The sequence below is a fragment of the Pseudomonas putida genome, from assembly GCF_001636055.1.
In the GTDB taxonomy this organism is placed as follows: Bacteria; Pseudomonadota; Gammaproteobacteria; order Pseudomonadales; family Pseudomonadaceae; genus Aquipseudomonas; species Aquipseudomonas machongensis.
In genome coordinates this window covers 2,233,658-2,251,798 of sequence record NZ_CP011789.1, presented here as the reverse complement: position 1 = coordinate 2,251,798, position 18,141 = coordinate 2,233,658, and the positions used below count along the sequence as shown (strand labels likewise).

19 protein-coding genes and 1 tRNA gene are annotated in these 18,141 nt (G+C 61.6%); 4 read left to right on the top strand and 16 right to left on the bottom strand.

The window, feature by feature from the left end:
- Window positions 1-14: 14 nt before the first annotated feature.
- Complete coding sequence (locus AB688_RS10260; RefSeq protein WP_196759898.1) at window positions 15-1,505, top strand: MDR family MFS transporter; 1,491 nt, start codon at window positions 15-17, stop codon at window positions 1,503-1,505.
- A 37-nt stretch (window positions 1,506-1,542) separates the two neighbouring features.
- Here AB688_RS10260 and uvrB read toward each other — a convergent pair whose 3' ends face one another.
- Complete coding sequence (gene uvrB / locus AB688_RS10255) at window positions 1,543-3,558, bottom strand: excinuclease ABC subunit UvrB (protein WP_054893085.1); 2,016 nt, start codon at window positions 3,556-3,558, stop codon at window positions 1,543-1,545.
- Here uvrB and AB688_RS26775 point away from each other — a divergent pair.
- The 3 genes from AB688_RS26775 (at window position 3,557) to AB688_RS10245 (ending at window position 5,180) form a co-directional block, all read left to right on the top strand.
- Window positions 3,557-3,718: a hypothetical protein gene (locus AB688_RS26775; protein ID WP_155738200.1), complete on the top strand. Its 162-nt coding sequence runs from the start codon at window positions 3,557-3,559 to the stop codon at window positions 3,716-3,718. The genes uvrB and AB688_RS26775 overlap by 2 nt on opposite strands.
- 127 nt (window positions 3,719-3,845) lie before the next feature.
- The gene (locus tag AB688_RS10250) at window positions 3,846-5,042 is read left to right on the top strand and encodes an amino acid aminotransferase (protein ID WP_063543843.1); all 1,197 of its coding nucleotides are present in this window, start codon (window positions 3,846-3,848) and stop codon (window positions 5,040-5,042) included.
- 62 nt (window positions 5,043-5,104) lie between these two features.
- Window positions 5,105-5,180: transfer RNA gene (locus tag AB688_RS10245), tRNA-Asn, on the top strand.
- Window positions 5,181-5,259: 79 nt separating this feature from the next.
- Here the strand turns inward: AB688_RS10245 and AB688_RS10240 are convergent.
- The 15 genes from AB688_RS10240 to rpmF form a co-directional block, all read right to left on the bottom strand.
- Window positions 5,260-5,820: a DUF1285 domain-containing protein gene (locus AB688_RS10240; protein WP_063543841.1), complete on the bottom strand. Its 561-nt coding sequence runs from the start codon at window positions 5,818-5,820 to the stop codon at window positions 5,260-5,262.
- A 10-nt stretch (window positions 5,821-5,830) separates the two neighbouring features.
- The gene (locus AB688_RS10235; RefSeq protein ID WP_054893082.1) at window positions 5,831-6,436 is read right to left on the bottom strand and encodes a DUF4823 domain-containing protein; all 606 of its coding nucleotides are present in this window, start codon (window positions 6,434-6,436) and stop codon (window positions 5,831-5,833) included.
- Between the two features lie 65 nt (window positions 6,437-6,501).
- Window positions 6,502-7,470, bottom strand: a complete 969-nt coding sequence (locus tag AB688_RS10230) for a GTP 3',8-cyclase MoaA (protein WP_063543839.1) — start codon at window positions 7,468-7,470, stop codon at window positions 6,502-6,504.
- A 130-nt stretch (window positions 7,471-7,600) separates the two neighbouring features.
- Window positions 7,601-8,236, bottom strand: coding sequence for a TetR/AcrR family transcriptional regulator (locus tag AB688_RS10225; RefSeq protein ID WP_054893080.1), 636 nt, complete (start codon window positions 8,234-8,236; stop codon window positions 7,601-7,603).
- Window positions 8,237-8,804: 568 nt separating this feature from the next.
- On the bottom strand, window positions 8,805-9,587 hold the full coding sequence (locus AB688_RS10220) for a TatD family hydrolase (protein ID WP_063543837.1): 783 nt from the start codon (window positions 9,585-9,587) through the stop codon (window positions 8,805-8,807).
- Between the two features lie 36 nt (window positions 9,588-9,623).
- The gene (locus AB688_RS10215; RefSeq protein WP_063543835.1) at window positions 9,624-10,610 is read right to left on the bottom strand and encodes a DNA polymerase III subunit delta'; all 987 of its coding nucleotides are present in this window, start codon (window positions 10,608-10,610) and stop codon (window positions 9,624-9,626) included.
- Window positions 10,603-11,235, bottom strand: coding sequence for a dTMP kinase (gene tmk, locus AB688_RS10210; protein WP_054893077.1), 633 nt, complete (start codon window positions 11,233-11,235; stop codon window positions 10,603-10,605). The genes AB688_RS10215 and tmk overlap by 8 nt, the downstream gene beginning before the upstream one ends.
- Window positions 11,236-11,244: 9 nt before the next feature.
- A complete protein-coding gene (gene mltG, locus AB688_RS10205; RefSeq protein ID WP_063543833.1) occupies window positions 11,245-12,429 on the bottom strand; it encodes an endolytic transglycosylase MltG in 1,185 nt (394 codons plus the stop codon).
- A gap of 3 nt (window positions 12,430-12,432) precedes the next feature.
- Entirely contained in the window at window positions 12,433-13,254 is an 822-nt protein-coding gene (gene pabC, locus AB688_RS10200; protein ID WP_063543831.1) for an aminodeoxychorismate lyase, read from the bottom strand.
- Window positions 13,254-14,498: a beta-ketoacyl-ACP synthase II gene (gene fabF / locus AB688_RS10195; RefSeq protein WP_054893074.1), complete on the bottom strand. Its 1,245-nt coding sequence runs from the start codon at window positions 14,496-14,498 to the stop codon at window positions 13,254-13,256. The genes pabC and fabF overlap by 1 nt, the downstream gene beginning before the upstream one ends.
- A 175-nt stretch (window positions 14,499-14,673) precedes the next feature.
- A complete protein-coding gene (gene acpP, locus AB688_RS10190; protein WP_054893073.1) occupies window positions 14,674-14,910 on the bottom strand; it encodes an acyl carrier protein in 237 nt (78 codons plus the stop codon).
- A 204-nt stretch (window positions 14,911-15,114) separates the two neighbouring features.
- Complete coding sequence (gene fabG, locus AB688_RS10185) at window positions 15,115-15,855, bottom strand: 3-oxoacyl-ACP reductase FabG (RefSeq protein WP_054925392.1); 741 nt, start codon at window positions 15,853-15,855, stop codon at window positions 15,115-15,117.
- 17 nt (window positions 15,856-15,872) lie between these two features.
- The gene (gene fabD / locus AB688_RS10180; protein WP_063543829.1) at window positions 15,873-16,811 is read right to left on the bottom strand and encodes an ACP S-malonyltransferase; all 939 of its coding nucleotides are present in this window, start codon (window positions 16,809-16,811) and stop codon (window positions 15,873-15,875) included.
- Window positions 16,812-16,938: 127 nt separating this feature from the next.
- Complete coding sequence (gene plsX / locus AB688_RS10175; RefSeq protein ID WP_081255216.1) at window positions 16,939-17,949, bottom strand: phosphate acyltransferase PlsX; 1,011 nt, start codon at window positions 17,947-17,949, stop codon at window positions 16,939-16,941.
- Window positions 17,950-17,952: 3 nt separating this feature from the next.
- Window positions 17,953-18,135: a 50S ribosomal protein L32 gene (gene rpmF / locus AB688_RS10170; RefSeq protein ID WP_008096416.1), complete on the bottom strand. Its 183-nt coding sequence runs from the start codon at window positions 18,133-18,135 to the stop codon at window positions 17,953-17,955.
- Window positions 18,136-18,141 lie beyond the last annotated feature (6 nt).

The window sequence follows — 18,141 nt, the reverse complement described above, 5'->3', positions numbered from 1 at the left end:
GCGACTGGATTGCGGTGATGAGCGTGATGCTCGGTGCATTCATGGCCGTGCTGGACATTCAGATCACCAACTCCTCGCTCAAGGATATCCAGGGGGCGCTGTCTGCCACCTTGGAAGAGGGCTCGTGGATCTCGACCTCCTATCTCGTGGCGGAAATCATCATGATTCCGCTGACTGCCTGGCTTGTGCAGTTACTATCCGCACGGCGCCTGGCGGTGTGGGTCTCGCTTGGTTTTCTGGCGGCCTCGCTGTTGTGCTCGATGGCCTGGAACCTGGAAAGCATGATCGTGTTTCGCGCTCTCCAGGGGTTTACCGGCGGCGCACTGATTCCGCTGGCCTTCACCCTGACCCTGATCAAGCTGCCCGAACACCATCGAGCCAAGGGCATGGCGATGTTCGCCATGACCGCGACCTTCGCCCCCTCCATCGGTCCGACCCTGGGCGGTTGGCTCACCGAAAACTGGGGGTGGGAATACATCTTCTACATCAACATCCCGCCGGGGCTGGTGATGATCGCAGGGCTGCTCTACGGGCGGGAGAAGAAAGAGGCGCACTGGGAGCTGCTCAAAAGCACCGACTACGCCGACATCGTCACCCTGGGGGTCGGCCTGGGCTGCCTGCAAGTCTTTCTGGAAGAAGGCCATCGCAAGGACTGGCTGGAGTCGAGCCTTATTGTCGGCCTGGGTACCGTGGCCCTGCTCTGCCTGATCACCTTCGTCATCCTCCAGCTTTCGCGGGCCAACCCCCTGATCAACCTGCGCATCCTCGGCAACCGCAACTTCGGCCTGTCGAGCATCGCCAGCCTGGGGATGGGTGTTGGGCTTTATGGTTCGATCTATCTGCTGCCGCTGTACCTTGCGCAGATCCAGGGCTACAACGCCCTGCAGATCGGCGAGGTGATCATGTGGATGGGAATTCCACAGCTGTTCCTGATTCCGCTGGTGCCGCAACTGATGAAGGTGATTGCGCCCAAGTTGCTCTGCGCACTGGGCTTTTGCCTGTTCGGGGCTGCCAGCTTCGGCTCGGGAGTGCTCAACCCGGACTTCGCAGGGCCACAGTTCAACCATATCCAGATCATTCGCGCACTCGGGCAGCCCATGATCATGGTCACCATCTCGCTGATCGCCACAGCTTACATTCAGCCCCAGGATGCGGGCTCGGCTTCGAGCCTGTTCAACATCCTGCGCAACCTGGGCGGCGCCATTGGTATCGCCTTGCTGGCCACCTTGCTGGATGCAAGGACCAAGGTGTATTTCGACTACCTGCGCGAATCAGTGGTGCCAAGCAACCCGCAAGTGGCGGAGCGGCTGGCCCAGTTGGCCGAACGACTGGGCAGTGACAGCGCGGCACTGGGGCGCTTGAGCGAAATCACCCACCAGCAGGCATTGATCATGGCCTACAACGATGCCTTCCATCTGGTAGGGATCGGTTTGGCGGTCAGCATGGTGGCGGTCTTGCTGACACGCAAACTGCCGCAGGGGCTGAAGGCCGGCGAGGCACACTGACCCTGTAACCCGGCCATTTCTGCGCCGACGAGTGCACTCAGCTGGCGATCAGGCGCTCACGCAGTTGCCCGATCTCGTCGCGCAACTGGGCGGCGGCCTCGAACTCCAGGTCGCGCGCCAGCTGGAACATCTTCTCTTCCAGCACCTTGATGCGCTTGGTGATCTCGCCAGGAGTGGCGAGCTCTGCCTCGTAGCGCGCAGCCTCCTCCGCCGCCTTGGCCATGCCCTTGCGCTTCTTGCTGCGCGCACCGGGCACCGTGGCGCCTTCCAGGATATCGGTGATGTCCTTGACCACCCCCTTGGGCACGATGCCATTCGCCTCGTTGAACGCCACCTGCTTGGCCCGACGCCGCTCGGTCTCGTCGATCGCCCGCTGCATGGAGCCTGTCACCTGGTCGGCATAGAGAATCGCTTTGCCGTTTAGGTTGCGCGCAGCGCGGCCAATGGTCTGGATCAGCGAACGCTCCGAACGCAGGAAGCCTTCCTTGTCGGCATCGAGAATGGCCACCAGCGACACCTCCGGCATGTCCAACCCCTCACGCAACAGGTTGATGCCCACCAGTACATCAAAGGTACCCAGACGCAGGTCTCGGATGATCTCCACCCGCTCCACGGTGTCAATGTCCGAGTGCAGGTAGCGCACACGCACATCGTGGTCTGCGAGGTAGTCGGTAAGGTCCTCGGCCATGCGCTTGGTCAGGGTCGTCGCCAGCACCCGTTCCCCCACCGCCACGCGCTTGCCGATTTCCGACAGCAGGTCATCCACCTGAGTGAGGGCTGGACGCACCTCTACCTGAGGATCGACCAGACCGGTTGGCCGCACCACCTGCTCGACCACACGCCCGGCATGCTCTGCCTCGTAAGGGCCAGGCGTCGCCGAGACGAAGATGGTCTGCGGGCTGACTGACTCCCACTCGTCGAAGCGCATAGGCCGGTTATCCAGCGCCGATGGCAGGCGGAAGCCATACTCCACCAGTGTCTCTTTGCGAGAACGGTCGCCCTTGTACATGGCGCCGACCTGAGGAACGCTGACGTGTGACTCATCGATCACCAGCAACGCGTCGGCAGGAAGATAATCGTAGAGCGTCGGCGGCGGGGCGCCAGCCGGGCGACCGGACAGATAGCGCGAGTAGTTTTCGATACCGTTGCAATAACCCAGCTCGAGAATCATCTCCAGGTCGAAGCGCGTACGCTGCTCCAGACGCTGGGCCTCTACCAGCTTGTTGGCCTTGTTGAGGTACTCCAGCCGCTCGCCGAGCTCCTCCTTGATGCCGTCCACCGCCTCGAGCAGAGTCTCGCGCGGGGTCACATAGTGGCTCTTGGGGTAGAAAGTGAAACGCGGCAGCTTGCGGATCACTTCGCCGGTCAAGGGGTCGAAGGCGGCAATGTTCTCCACCTCGTCGTCGAACAGCTCGATACGGATGGCCTCAAGGTCCGATTCGGCCGGAAAGATGTCGATCACATCACCACGCACCCGGAAGGTGGCACGGGCGAAGTCCATCTCGTTGCGGGTGTACTGCAGGTCGGCCAGCCGACGCAGCAGTGCGCGCTGGTCGAGCTTGTCGCCGCGATCGACGTGCAGAACCATCTTCAGGTAGGTTTCCGGGCTGCCCAGGCCATAGATACACGACACCGTGGTGACGATGATCGCGTCGCGCCGCTCCAGCAATGCCTTGGTCGCCGACAGGCGCATCTGCTCGATGTGGTCGTTGATCGAGGCATCCTTCTCGATGAAGGTGTCCGACGACGGGACGTAGGCTTCCGGCTGGTAGTAGTCGTAGTAGGAGACGAAGTACTCCACCGCGTTGTGCGGGAAGAAAGCCTTGAACTCGCCATACAGCTGGGCAGCCAGCGTCTTGTTCGGCGCCAGCACCATGGTCGGGCGCTGGACCTGTTGAATGACATTGGCGATGCTGAAGGTCTTGCCGGAGCCGGTCACCCCGAGCAGGGTCTGGTGCGACAGGCCCGCTTCGATACCCTCGACCATCAGGCGAATGGCTTCGGGCTGGTCGCCGGCCGGCTGGAATCGGGTAACGAGCTGGAACTCGGACATGACGGACCTCTTGGATGTCGCGGCAACTGTAAATTTAGCCAGTAGTCTATACGCAAAAAGACGCGTCGGGGTGGCCTTTGCCGCCGCAGATGTGAACGCTCATTGCGGTGGACAAGGCAATTCGACCAATGGTCGAAAAATATTTGCGCAAAGCGCCTGAAAACCTGTGCCAGAGTGTCGCAGTGACCGATCGGTATCACTATACTGACTCCCCGTTTGCACCGCTTCAGTGCACTGGGCTGGAGGGTGCATTTCCTATCACTCTCCTATTCAGAGCCAAGGTAACAATGAGCCTGTTTTCCGCTGTCGAGCTGGCACCCCGCGACCCCATCCTGGGCCTCAACGAAGCATTCAACGCTGACCCACGTACCGACAAGGTCAATCTGGGCGTTGGCGTCTATTGCAATGAGGAAGGCCGCATCCCGCTGCTGCGCGCGGTGATCGAAGCCGAAACCCAGCGTGTCGCCCAACATGCCTCCCGCGGCTACCTGCCGATCGACGGTATCGCTGCCTACGACCAGGCCGTACAAAAACTGCTGTTCGGCGCTGAATCCGCACTGCTGGCTGAAGGCCGCGTAGTGACCGTGCAGGCTGTCGGCGGTACCGGCGCCCTCAAGATCGGTGCCGACTTCCTCAAGCGCCTTTCGCCGAACGCGGTAGTCGCCATCAGCGATCCGAGCTGGGAAAACCATCGCGCCCTGTTCGAGACTGCAGGCTTCCCAGTACAGAACTACCGCTATTACGACGCACCGAGCAACGACGTCAACCGTGCCGGCATGCTCGAAGACCTGAACACGCTGCCCTCGGGCTCGATCGTCGTCCTGCACGCCTGCTGCCATAACCCGACCGGTGTCGATCTGTCGCTCGACGACTGGAAGAACGTACTGGAAGTGGTCAAGGCAAAAGGCCACGTGCCATTCCTCGACATGGCCTATCAGGGCTTCGGCGAAGGCATCGGCGAAGATGCCTTCGCCGTACGCCTGTTCGCCGAGTCGGGCCTGGAGTTCTTTGTCTCCAGCTCGTTCTCCAAATCGTTCTCGCTGTATGGCGAGCGCGTCGGCGCGCTGTCGATCGTCACCGCTTCGAAAGACGAGAGCACGCGCGTGCTGTCGCAGGTCAAGCGCGTGATTCGCACCACCTACTCCAACCCGCCGACTCACGGTGCAACCATCGTCGCCACCGTGCTCAACAGCCCGGAACTGCGTCAGATGTGGGAAGCCGAACTGGGCGAAATGCGTGAACGTATCCACGGCATGCGCAAACAGATGGTCTCGCTCCTGGCCGAGTACGGTGCCAACCGCGACTTCAGCTTCGTCGGTCGCCAAGTCGGCATGTTCTCCTACTCGGGCCTGACTGTGGAACAGGTCGCGCGCCTGAAGAACGACTTCGGCATCTACGCGCTGGACACCGGTCGCATCGCTGTGGCGGCACTGAACCAAAGCAACATCCACGTGGTCACCAAGGCCATCGTCGAAGTGCTGTAACTGCTTGATTTGCCAGGGGGCAGCTTGACTTCCCCTTGGCATTCAGTAAGATACGCGCAGATTCCGCGATAGCTCAGTCGGTAGAGCAAATGACTGTTAATCATTGGGTCCCTGGTTCGAGTCCAGGTCGCGGAGCCAGACACTGAAAAACCTCCAGATGCGCAAGCACTGGAGGTTTTTTGTTTTCCGGGATCAGAAAGATCGTCGCAAGATGCGCTCAGTGGTCGCGCCCGATAGGGTAGAACACCCCGCCACTCCAAACCCCCAACCATTCCTCGCCATCGATCACGCGCGGTACCGCAAGCTCCACCATCTGGTAGAACACATTGCGGTGGATGAGCGCTTCGAGGTTGCTGCGCATCAGCAGGTAAGGCGATGGCTCATGCGTTGTCGGATCGGTCTCTACCCGAATGGGGTGATCAGGACCGGCTTCGACCTGATCCTCGACATTGCTGGTGAATCGCAGGACCTGCTGCTCACCACTGCCCTCCACTTCCAGGCTGACCGCCACGAACGGCGCATCATCGACACGAATGCCCACCTTCTCCACAGGCGTTACCAGGAAATAGTCATCACCGTCGCGACGAATGATGGTAGAGAACAAGCGCACCATCGGCTTGCGCCCGATCGGCGTCCCCAGGTAGTACCAGGTGCCGTCGCGGGCGATGCGCATGTCGATGTCGCCGCAGAAATCGGGATTCCACAGATGCACGGGAGGCAGCCCCTTCTCCTTGGGTATCTGCGCCAGAAGATCGTTGGCCTTGCCCGTACCTGTCATCGCCCGTTCCTTACCGACTCATTCCCAGGAGGCTACGAGCGTACTCGCGCATGGGTGCCGCGAGCAAATCCTGCGGCGTATTGTCGTGGAACGTCAACAAACCGCCACGGCTCTTGATTCGCGCGGTATCGATCAAATAGCGCGTGCTGGTTTCGATCAGCATCATCTGCACCACACCGGTATCCCAACCGAGGCGATCCACTGCCTGCTCGTCGTACCATTCGTCGCCATTACCAATGCGGTCATCGGTGCGAGCGAAACGGGTATAGAGCACGTAATGGGCTCCGACCGAACGCGCCTCGGCTATCGCGTCCTCCAACCCCAACGGCGCCCTGGCGCGACGCACCAGCGGGAAGTACTCGACGAAGCTCTTGAATGCTTCTTCTGCAACGGCATTCTGCTGCGGCACCGGCCCTTTTCCAGGCGGCACGAAAGCGCCCTGGCCAATGAAGATGAACGAATCAGGCTGCAGCCGAACCGACAGGGTTCGAGCGGTATCGCTGTGATCGAGCAGACCGGCGTCGCTCATCTGATAGCGAACACCTTCGCCCATGTCGCTGACTTTCATGCAGCCGCTCAACGCCATCAGCGCCAGCAGCAAGACCAGGCTACGCATCTTTCCTCCAGTGACCGGTGACGAAAAACCGGCGAATAGCCGCCAGATGCAGCTTTTGCGCCAGCTCAGCCGCCGATCACCTTCATCACTGTCACACCCCCCGAGAACGCCAGCTCCTGCTTGTCCGCCAGAGCCTTGACCAGCAGCCGCTGAATCACTGGAAGTGCCTGGTGACGCGGCTTGTCGAGCAGATCGCCGATAAAGTGGCGATTGCCCGAAGACAGGCAGCCATGCAGCCATCCAGTAGAGGACAGACGCAAGCGCGAGCAGGTCCGGCAAAACGGCACGCTCTCGTTGGCAATCACACCAAAGTAACCTTGGCCCGGAATCTGGTAGCGCAGGGCCGTTGAATCCAAAGCCGCTGGCGCCTGCTGGAAGTGATGATGATCGCCGATCAATGCCAGCAATTGCTCGAGACTGACGAACTGACGCAGGAATGCATTCGAATCAAGCGCCAGGTGACCCATGCGCATCAACTCGATGAAACGCAGTTCATAGCCTCTTGCCAGGCAGTAGTCGAGCAGCGGCACCACCTGATCGAGATTGCGCCCGCGCATCGGCACCATGTTGACCTTGATGCGCATACCCGCCGCACTCGCCTCCTCCATGCCCCTCAGCACGCTGGCCAGGTCGCCGCCCCGAGCGATGCTGCGAAATGCGGTTGGGTCGAGGGTATCGAGCGAGACATTGAGCCGGTCGATACCCGCTGCACGCAACATCGCAAGCTTGCGACTGAGCAACTGACCGTTGGTGGTCAAGGCGATATCCTTGAGCCCCAAGCCACCGATAACCTTCAGGAACGGCTCCAGGCGGGGGCTGATCAATGGTTCGCCACCGGTGATGCGCAGACGCTCGATACCTGCGGCATCGACCAGAAGAGCCACACCGCGCGCCAGTGCATCGGCGGACAGCTCATCCTGCGCCGCCACCAGGCGCTTGCCATCGGGCACACAGTAACTGCACGCATAGTTGCAGGCAGCTGTCAGGCTGACGCGCAGGTTGCGAAAACGCCTGCCTTGACGATCGACGATCATGGGTGACTCCGGCATGAGAAAAGCGAGCCGGCAAAACTTGACTCAAAGATCAGGTTTTTGCAAGCCCTGTCGCCGAAGCAGAAGTGACTGGCGGAGCCTGTCCGTCATGGACAACGCTCCGCAGGGGTCTTCAGGTGGCCGGTTCCGGGTCGCGCTTGCGCTTGTTGCCCATGCGCACGCCGATGTCCATCAGGAACTGGAAGAAACCTTCCTGATCCTCGAGAACGTTGCTCCAGAACGGCGAGTGATACAGCGCTACGGCGCCATGCACCAACGCCCAGGCAGCGCAGTAGTGGAAGTATGGCGGCACATCCTCGAGCTTGCCTTCACTGATACGGCCCTTGATCAGCTGGGTTAGTCGCTCGAAATTGGAGGCGCGAATACGGTGCAGTTCCTCGACCATCTCCGGCACCTGGTTACCCTTGACCACCTTCTCCTCGAGACGGTCGAACAAGCGGTAGCGCTGGGGATCGCGCATGCGGAACTCGAAATAGGCTCGCGACAGGGCTTCCTTGTCGCGATCGACGTCGTCCGAATGCAACAGCGCGTTCAAATCACGCTCGTAGTCGAGCATCAGGCGCAGGTAGATCTCCGCCTTGGACTTGAAGTGCTTGTAGATCGTGCCTTTGCCGATACCGACCGCGTCGGCGATCATCTCGACGGTGACACTGTCTTCACCCTGTTCGAGAAACAACTTGAGCGCCGTGTCGAGGATTTCTTGCTCGCGGCGACGAAACTCACGGACCTTACGAGGTTCTTTCTGCATAAGAAGGACTGGATGACAATCGAAGCGGATTATTATGCCTAACTTGCAGCAAATTGCACGGATCATCCAACCATATCTGTGTTTCATGATGAGTTCGAGTGCAGACCGGGTCTGCTTGGTCTGAATCCCAGGGGTGCGTGAGATACTCCGCGCCCGACTGACACTCGTCTACAACCGACGCGGCAGGGCTCGCCAGACACGCCAGGCTCATCAAACGCTGTACGCGGCCGGGAAGCCGCGCACAATCTACGCACCCTTTAAACTTTTCACCGTACATCAATACAGATAGCTACGTAATAGCGGCAAACTCATCCGATTTCTGCCGGCTGCCATACCCTGATGGCCCATTGGTTGTCAGGTGTATTCCAAATCTGTTTAAAAAACGACCAACTGACGCTGGCAGTGCGAGGATACTCGCCAATACTTGAAGTGTTGGCGCGGCGCATCCCCCCAAGTGGCGCGCCGATAAAGGTGCCCAGGGACCGCGTACCTTTGTTTTACTCCTAATGGTCTTAACCCGGATTCCTCCCCCAGAATCCGGGTTTTTTTTGCCCGCCTTGCTTTAGCTTCAGGCGACGCGGGCCAAGGGGAACAGGCGCTTGAAGTTGGCGGTCGTCTGCTCGGCCAACTGCGCGTAGCTCACCCCTCGCAATGAGGCGACGTACTCGGCGACTTCACGCACGTACTGCGGCAGGTTCGGCTTGCCGCGATACGGGATGGGCGCCAGGTATGGCGAGTCGGTCTCTACCAGCAGCCGGTCTACAGGCACCTGGCGTGCGACCTCGCGCAGGGCTTCGGCATTGCGGAAGGTGACGATTCCGGAGAGCGAGATGTAGTACCCCAGATCGAGTGCAGCCTTGGCCATGTCCCAGTCTTCTGTAAAGCAGTGCAACACGCCCGCCTGCGGCAGACTGGCCTCGCGCAGCAGCGCCAGGGTGTCGGCCCGCGCCGCACGGGTGTGAACGATCACCGGCTTGCCTGTCTGCCGAGACGCCTCCAGGTGCAGGCGGAAAGACGCCTGCTGCAACTCGGCGGCCTCAGGCTCGTAGTGATAGTCCAATCCGGTTTCGCCAATGGCCACCACGTGCGGGTGAGCCAGCTCGCGCAACAACCATTCCAGCGCCGGCGTCTCCCCCGGGGCCAGGTCGAGCGGGTGCACGCCTACCGAACAGTCGACGTCGGCGTACTGCTCGCTCAGGGCCTTGACCGCCCCGGCGTTCTCGGCGCTTACGCCGATGCACAGAAAATGCCCGACCCCACGCTCGCGGGCCGCCTGCAGGGCGGCGTCGAGCGAGCCCGCATGGGCGCTCAGGTCAAGTCGGTCGAGGTGGCAATGGGAATCTACGAGCATGGAATGAAAGCACACATGAAAATGAACGATGGGGAATCAGCGCGTGGCCAGCATCTGCAGCCAATGGGCCAACAGGGCTTCGAGCAGCAGCACGCGATTGAGGTTGGCCTTGCCCTGCACTTTCTGGCGCTGCTCGAGAATCCAGGCCTGGACCTCGAGCACCCTGCCCTGCCTGCTCTTCTGCGCAAGGTATTGTATGACCTTGCGCATGTCGGCCAAGCCTAGCCCGTCTTCGTCCTGGGTCAACTGGTAGCGCAGGATCAGGTGCGACCAGTCGCAGAACCAGTCGAACAGCAACAGCAGTGGCACGTTGTTCCAGGCCTCGGCCAACTGGCTGGGCGATTGCTGCTGCTTGATCAGCTTCTTCACCCCCTCGGTGACCAGTGCCCGTTGCTCGCGCACACCCTGGGACTGCAACTTTACAGCCATCAGAGGCGACTCTGCCGCCAGGGTCAGCAGTTCGTCACGCTCGACCTGATCGAGCTCCGGGAGCGCCGTCGCCAGCCAGGCCTGACTCTGCGCAAGCGTCGGCTGCGCACAGGCGACTTGCTGGCAACGGCTCTTGATCGTTGGCAACAAACGGCTGGGCTGATGGCTCACCAGCAGCAGCACAGTATCGCCCGAAGGCTCTTCGAGACTCTTGAGCAAAGCGTTGGAGGCGTTGACGTTCATCGCTTCGACCGGCTCGATCAGTACCACCTTGCGCCCGCCCAGCTGCGCAGTCTGCACCACGAACGAAACCAGATCCCGCACCTGGTCGACCTTGATGGGCTTGTCGGCCTCTTCGGGTTCCAGCACGAAGTTATCGGGATGGCTGCCAGCCTTGAGCAACAGGCACGACTTGCATTGCCCGCAGGCATCCACCCCTTGCGGCTGCTGGCACAGCAGGCGAGCCATCAGGCGCTCGGCCATGGCGCGCTTGCCGATACCCTGCCGCCCGTGCAACAGGTAGGCATGGGCATGCTGGCTGCGCCCGGCCAACTGCTGCCAGAGCGCTTGCTGCCAGGGGTAGGCCTCAGCCACGGCAACGCTCCAGGATACCTGGCAGCAATGCGTCGATGGCGCGCTGCACCGCCTCAAGCGGCTGCCCGGCATCCAGCAGGCTGTAGCGCTGCGGCGCTTGGCCTGCGCGCTGCAGATAAGCCTGACGCACCGCCTCGAAGAATGCCTGGCCCTCCTGCTCGAAGCGGTCCAGGCGACCGCGGGCGGCAGCACGGGCAAGACCGACTTCTACTGGCAGGTCGAAGACCAGGGTCAGGTCTGGGCGCAGCGTGCCCTGAACGAAGTCTTCCAGCACCGCGATGCGCTCCACAGGCAGGCCACGTCCCCCGCCCTGATAAGCGTAGGTGGCGTCGGTGAAACGGTCGCAAAGCACCACGGCGCCCCGCGCCAGTGCTGGGCGAATGACCTCGGCCAAGTGCTGGGCGCGCGCAGCGAACATCAACAGGAGCTCGGTGTCGACCGCCATGGTTTCGTCGCTGGGAGCGAGGAGCAACTCGCGGATACGCTCGGCCAACGGCGTACCACCAGGCTCACGGGTCATGACCACATCCACGCCCTGCTCACGCAGGCGCGCGGCCAGGTACTCGCGATTGGTGCTCTTGCCCGCGCCTTCGGGGCCTTCCAGAGTGATGAACAAACCGCTCACGGGCATTCCTTACTGTTTTTCGGTGGGCGCCGGCGCTTGTGCGGGCGCGGGCTCTTCGGCGGACTGGGCTGGTGCGCCTTCAAGGGGTTCGCCGGACCGAGGCGCGGCGTCAGTCGGCGGCTCGGCGTTCGGTGCCTGATCGGCCGTACCCTGCGGGGCTTGTGGCGCCGGGCTGGAACGGTAGTCGGCGCGGCGCTTGAGCTGATATTCGCGCACAGCCGTGTTGTGGTCGTCCAGGTCATCGGAGAAGACGTGGCTGCCATCGCCACGCGCGACGAAATACAGGCTGGTACCGTCTGACGGATTCAGCGCGGCGTGAATCGCTTCGCGCCCGACCATGGCGATCGGTGTCGGCGGCAGGCCGGTCATGGTGTATGTGTTGTAGGGTGTCGGTGCACGCAGGTCGGCACGCGTGATCTTGCCGTTATAGCGCTCCCCCATGCCGTAGATAACCGTAGGATCGGTCTGCAGCATCATGCCCAAGCGAAGGCGGCGCACAAATACGCCTGCGATCTGCCCTCGCTCCTGAGGAATACCGGTTTCCTTCTCCACCAGCGAGGCCATGATCAGCGCCTGGTAGGGATCACGGTATGGCAAATCGGTCACCCGATCCGCCCACTCCTTGGCCAGCACCTCCTCAAGGCGCATGTAGGCTTGCTGCAACAGTTCGACATCGGTCATGCCGCGCACGAAGCGATAGGTGTCCGGGAAGAAACGCCCCTCAGGGAAAACACCGGTATGCCCAAGCTTGTCCATCACTTCAGTGTCGGAGAGCCCGTCGAGGGTGTGCTTGATCTTTTCATGCCTGGCCACGGCCGTGCGCACCTGGCGGAAGGTCCACCCCTCGACCAGGGTGAGGTTGTACTGCACCACATCGCCACGGCGCCAGGCGTCGAACAGGGCTTCGACGGTCATTCCGGGCGTCAGGCGGTACTCACCCGTATGCAGTGCGGTGCCAGCCATATTGAAACGCCAGTAAAGACGCAACCAGAAGGCATCGTCGAGCAGCCCCTCGCTCTGCATGCGGTAGAACATGCGGTTGGGGTTGGTGCCATTGGGCACATCGAGCAGGCGCTCTTCGGTGACATGCAGCGGCTGCTCCAGGACCGAGTTAACCTTCCAGGCCGACCAGCCTACGGCCAGGCCGGCAAGGATCAGGCCCATTTCCAGCAGCAGCAGGATTTTGCGTCTCACGAATCAGGTATCCAGTAACGTACGGGCAACGGCCTGCAGTTTACGGGTGAGCGGCCCGGCCGGCCAGTCGAGGTTGAGCGCAGCGACAGTACGCACGGGCCAAATTCCATACACGCTGTTGCAGACGAACACCTCGTCGGCCGCCTCCAGATCGGCTTGCACAAGGTCGCCGGTCCGGACTTCGATACCCAGCGCCGGGGCTTCGTCCAGCAGCGCAGCGCGCATGACGCCTGCCACGCCGCAGCGGCTCAGGTCGGCAGTCAGCAGCACGCCGTCGCGGACCAGGAACAGATTACTGTAGACCCCTTCGATCAGGTGCCCCTGCACGTCACGCATCAGACCCTCGGCACAGGCAGAGTCCTGCCATTCGGCGCGAGCCATTACCTGCTCCAGGCGATTGAGGTGTTTGAGCCCGGCCAGCAGCGGCTGCTGCGCAAGACGGGTCTGGCAGTCGAACAGCCCGATGCCTTGCTCCGCGTTGCCCGCAGGATAAGCTGGCATTGGACCGCCCTGGAGAATGCGTCGGGTCAAGGCTTCGGAGGCGGGCGCATAGCCGCGCTGGCTATCACCACGAGTGACGATCAGTTTGGCTACGCCTTCACCGAGCTGGCTGGCGTAGCGCAGCAACTCGTCGCGAACAAGCGCAAGATCGATATCGATCGCCAGCCGCTGGCAACCCAGCGCGAGACGTTCGAGATGTCGCGACAGCAGGCTGGGCCTGCCGCCGCGCACGGCGATAGTCTCGAACAGACCATCGCCATAGGCCAGGCCGCGGTTCTGCAGGTTGACTGCAGTCGCCGGCTGACCGTCGATCCAGCTGTGCATCAATCGGCGAACCGGCGGAATACCAGCGAACCGTTGGTACCGCCAAAGCCGAAGGAGTTGGAGAGCACGACATCGATCGGCATGCTGCGCGCCTGGTGCGGCACGAAGTCCAGATCGCAACCTTCGTCGGGCTCGTCCAGGTTGATGGTCGGCGGCGCCATCTGGCTGTTGATCGCCAACACGCTGAAGATCGCTTCTACCGCACCGGCAGCCCCCAGCAGATGGCCGGTCATCGACTTGGTCGAGCTGACGGCCAGCTTGTAGGCGTGCTCGCCGAAGACACGCTTGATGGCCGCCACTTCGGCGATATCGCCAGCAGGAGTCGAGGTGCCGTGGGCGTTGATGTAGCTGACCTCTTCAGGCTTCACACCCGCATCACGCAGGGCGTTGACCATGCAGCGTGCAGCGCCGTCGCCGGTATCCGGTGGCGACGTCATGTGGAACGCGTCGCCGCTCATGCCGAAACCGACCAGCTCGGCATAGATGGTCGCGCCACGAGCCTTGGCGTGTTCGAGTTCCTCCAGCACCAGGGCACCGGCGCCATCGGACAACACAAAGCCATCGCGCCCCTTGTCCCACGGACGGCTGGCACGGGACGGCTCGTCATTGCGAGTCGAAAGCGCCCGCGATGCGCCGAAACCGCCCATGCCCAAACCGCACGCCGCCATTTCCGCACCGCCGGCGATCATCACGTCGGCCTCGCCATAGGCGATATTGCGCGCAGCCATGCCGATACAGTGGGTACCGGTGGTGCACGCAGTGGAGATAGCGTAGTTGGGGCCCTGCAGCCCAAGGTGGATCGACAGGAAGCCGGAGATCATGTTGATGATCGAGCCGGGGACGAAGAATGGCGAAATCCGGCGCGGCCCTTGCTCGTGCAGGGTTCGGCTGGTGTCTTCGATATTGGTCAAGCCACCGATGCCCGACCCCATGGCCACGCCGATACGCTCGCGGTTGGCGTCGGTCACTTCCAGGCCGGCATTGCGCACCGCCTGGAAACCGGCCGCCAGACCGTACTGGATGAACAGGTCAAGCTTGCGAGCTTCCTTGGCCGACAGGTACTGCTCGACCTCAAAGCCCTTCACCGAGCCGCCAAAACGGGTGGAGTAGGCACTCAGGTCCGTGTGTTCGATCGGACCGATGCCACTGCGGCCAGCCAGAATGCCCTGCCAGGTGCTTGGTACATCAGTACCCAGTGGCGACAGCATACCCATACCGGTGACCACGACGCGTCTACGCGACACAGCACTCTCCTTTTCTAATAACAGAGTCTCTTGCGATTGCATTCAGCATGGCCGAATGAAATGGCAACAGGCTCTCGATTGCCCGGTGAATGACGCCAATGGCTCGCAAAGAAAAAACCGCACGCCGGCAAAGGCAGTGCGGTTTTTCCCGACAAGAAGCGTCGACTGAAACGTCTTAGGCCTTGTGGCTGTTGACGTAGTCGATTGCAGCTTGAACGGTAGTGATCTTCTCGGCTTCTTCGTCAGGGATTTCGGTCTCGAATTCCTCTTCCAGAGCCATCACCAGCTCAACGGTGTCAAGCGAATCGGCACCCAGGTCATCAACGAAGGAAGATTCGTTCTTGACTTCCTCTTCCTTGACGCCCAGTTGCTCGGCGACGATTTTCTTGACGCGTTCTTCGATGGTGCTCATACCTAGTTTTCACTCCTAATGGACATATGTCATGCAGCTGGCCGGTGACCAAGTTTATAGGAAGACGCCTGCTTTTCAAGCGTAACGCGCCTTCACGAGAGACACCCGGCCTGCCACCTGGAATCTGGTTGCAGCTTTATAACGGATTTTAGGCTTGCAGTATGACTGTTTTTTTAAGCAATCCGTCACATTGAGTTGCTGATGTTACATGTACATCCCGCCGTTCACCGGCACGGTAGCGCCTGTGACATAGGCTGCGCCGTCGGATGCCAGGAAGGAAACCACTTTCGCGATCTCCTCGGCCTGACCCAGGCGGCCCAGCGGAATCTGGGTCTGCAGCGCTTCACGCTGCGCTTCGGGCAGCTCGCGGGTCATGTCGGTATCGATGAAGCCCGGGGTGACCGAGTTTACAGTGATACCGCGCGAGCCCACTTCACGCGCCAGGGCTCGGCTGAAACCTTCGAGGCCCGCCTTGGCAGCGGCGTAGTTGGCCTGGCCGGCGTTACCCATGGCCCCGACAACCGAACCGATGCTGATGATACGACCCCAGCGCGCCTTGGTCATGCCGCGCAGCACGCCCTTGGACAGACGGTAGAGGCTGTTGAGGTTGGTGTCGATGACATCGAACCATTCTTCATCTTTCATGCGCAGCATCAGGTTGTCGCGGGTGATGCCGGCATTGTTGACCAGGATCGCCGGAGCACCGAACTGCTCGGTGATCGCTGCCAGCACGGCACTCACGGACTCTTCGCTGGTGACATTGAGCTCAAGACCGGTACCGGTGATACCGTGTTCCTTGAGGGTCTCGGCGATACGCTGGGCACCCGAAGCGGAAGTGGCGGTACCGATTACGGTAGCGCCCTGGCGGCCCAGTTCCAGGGCGATGGCCTGGCCGATACCACGGCTGGCGCCGGTGACCAGTGCAACTTTACCTTGCAGGCTCATGCAAGTTTCTCCAGATATCAGGCCAGCGCCGCGCGGGTGGCGGCGACGGCGTCAGGGGTATTGAGGTTGTAGGTGGTAACGCCATCGGCGCAACGCTTGTTCAGGCCAGCCAGGACCTTGCCCGGGCCGCACTCGACCAGATTGACCGCACCGCTGGCCGCCAGGGTCTGCACACACTCCACCCAACGTACCGGCTGGTACAACTGCGCCAACAGGTCGCGCTTGAGTGCGTCGAGATCGGCGGCGATGGCGGCGGTGACGTTCTGCACTACCGGAATCTGCGGCGCCTTCCACTCGATGGCGTTGACCGCTTCAGCGAAACGCTCGGCAGCCGGCTTCATCAGCGCACAATGCGACGGCACGCTGACCGCCAGTGGCAGCGCACGCTTGGCGCCCTTGGCCTTGCACAGCTCGATCGCACGATCGACCGCCGCCTTGTTACCGGCGATGACGACCTGGCCCGGGGAGTTGAAGTTGACCGCACTGACCACTTCATCCTCGGCAGCCTCGGCGCAGATGGCTACCACATCAGCATCATCCAGGCCGAGAATCGCAGCCATGGCACCGTGACCTGCAGGCACGGCCTCCTGCATCAGCTGGCCACGGCGCTCGACCAGGCGAACGGCGTCCTTGAGCGACAGGCTACCGGCAGCGACCAGGGCACTGTACTCACCCAGGCTGTGACCGGAGACCAGGGCGGGTTGCGCACCACCCTCCTCCAGCCACAGACGCCAAAGGGCGATCGAGGCCGTCAGGATCGCCGGCTGGGTCTTGTCGGTTTGATTGAGTTGTTCTTCCGGACCTTCCTGGACCAGCTTCCACAGGTCGTAGCCCAGAGCCTCGGAAGCCTCCTTGAAGGTCTCGACGATTACCGGCTTTTCAGAGCCGAGTTCGGCGAGCATGCCCAGCGACTGGGAGCCTTGACCAGGAAAGACGAATGCGAGGGATGCAGACATTGAACAAGCCCTTATGATCTTGTCGTCGGATAGGGTGCGCCCCACCAATGGCGAGGCGCGGAATCTGAAAACTTGGATGGAAACGCAGACCAAGCGGTCACATTTAACCACTTCATCGCCAATATGCCTAAAGCAACAGGTCTTCGAGACGACCGTGCAGCCGCTGCGGCAGGTTTTCCTGGATCTCGATCAGCGCGCGCTGGATGGCGCTCTGCAGGCCCTGTACGCCTGCCGAACCATGACTCTTGATGACGATCCCCTGCAAACCGAGAAAACTTGCGCCATTGTGTCGCGCCGGCGCCAGGTCAGCCTGCAGGCGCCTGAGCAACGGCATCGCCACCACCCCGGCCGCACGAGAAAACAGCCCACCCTTGAACAGCGCCTCTATACGCGCACCGATCATGCTCGCCAGCCCTTCGCTGGACTTGAGCAGGATATTGCCGACGAAGCCGTCGCACACCACCACATCCGCCTCGCCGCGATACAGGCCATCGCCTTCGACAAAACCGATGTAGTTCAGCCCACGGGCATTGTGCAACAGACTGGCGGCCAGTTTGACCTGCTGGTTGCCCTTGATATCCTCGGTACCGACGTTGAGCAACGCCACGCGCGGTCGCTGGATCCCCAGGGCCTGAGCCGCCACCGACCCCATCACGGCGAACTGGTAGAGGTTCTCGGCACTGCAATCGACATTGGCCCCCAGGTCAAGCAACTGACAATAGCCAGCCTGGGTCGGAATCGCCGCCACCATGGCGGGGCGATCGATGCCCGGCAGCGTCTTGAGGACAAAGCGCGACAGCGCCATCAGCGCCCCGGTGTTCCCGGCGCTCACACAGGCCTGAGCCTTGCCGTCACGCACCAGCTCAAGGGCGACGCGCATCGACGAATCAGGCTTGCCGCGCAACGCCTGCGAAGGCCGCTCGTCCATGCCCACCACCTCGCTCGCCGCGACAATTTGCAGGCGCGCACGATCGGCAGCTGCAAGGCCACTGACAAGTTCTTCGAGGAGAGAGGGTTGACCGACGAGGGTCAGGTGCAGCGAGGGGGTAGCCGAAAGGCAGGCAATGCTAGCCTGGACAATGCTGCGGGGACCGAAGTCCCCGCCCATTGCGTCGATCGCGATGATCTGAGCGGACAAGGATTACTCGTCAGCGCCCTTGTCGATCACTTTGCGACCACGGTATACGCCTTCTGGCGAAACGTGGTGGCGCAGGTGTACTTCACCGGTGCTCTTCTCTACGGACAGCGCGTTTTCCGACAGGGCGTCGTGCGAACGGCGCATGTCACGGGCAGAGCGGGATTTTTTGTTCTGCTGAACAGCCATAATTGA

Bases quoted from the DNA above. Each gene is read 5' to 3' on its own strand.
- AB688_RS26775 (WP_155738200.1), top strand. From the start codon at position 3,557: ATGACGGACCTCTTGGATGTCGCGGCAACTGTAAATTTAGCCAGTAGT.
- uvrB (WP_054893085.1), bottom strand. From the start codon at position 3,558: ATGTCCGAGTTCCAGCTCGTTACCCGATTCCAGCCGGCCGGCGACCAG.
- AB688_RS10250 (WP_063543843.1), top strand. From the start codon at position 3,846: ATGAGCCTGTTTTCCGCTGTCGAGCTGGCACCCCGCGACCCCATCCTG.
- AB688_RS10240 (WP_063543841.1), bottom strand. From the start codon at position 5,820: ATGACAGGTACGGGCAAGGCCAACGATCTTCTGGCGCAGATACCCAAG.
- AB688_RS10235 (WP_054893082.1), bottom strand. From the start codon at position 6,436: ATGCGTAGCCTGGTCTTGCTGCTGGCGCTGATGGCGTTGAGCGGCTGC.
- AB688_RS10230 (WP_063543839.1), bottom strand. From the start codon at position 7,470: ATGATCGTCGATCGTCAAGGCAGGCGTTTTCGCAACCTGCGCGTCAGC.
- AB688_RS10225 (WP_054893080.1), bottom strand. From the start codon at position 8,236: ATGCAGAAAGAACCTCGTAAGGTCCGTGAGTTTCGTCGCCGCGAGCAA.
- AB688_RS10220 (WP_063543837.1), bottom strand. From the start codon at position 9,587: ATGCTCGTAGATTCCCATTGCCACCTCGACCGACTTGACCTGAGCGCC.
- pabC (WP_063543831.1), bottom strand. From the start codon at position 13,254: ATGCACAGCTGGATCGACGGTCAGCCGGCGACTGCAGTCAACCTGCAG.
- acpP (WP_054893073.1), bottom strand. From the start codon at position 14,910: ATGAGCACCATCGAAGAACGCGTCAAGAAAATCGTCGCCGAGCAACTG.
- fabG (WP_054925392.1), bottom strand. From the start codon at position 15,855: ATGAGCCTGCAAGGTAAAGTTGCACTGGTCACCGGCGCCAGCCGTGGT.
- fabD (WP_063543829.1), bottom strand. From the start codon at position 16,811: ATGTCTGCATCCCTCGCATTCGTCTTTCCTGGTCAAGGCTCCCAGTCG.
- rpmF (WP_008096416.1), bottom strand. From the start codon at position 18,135: ATGGCTGTTCAGCAGAACAAAAAATCCCGCTCTGCCCGTGACATGCGC.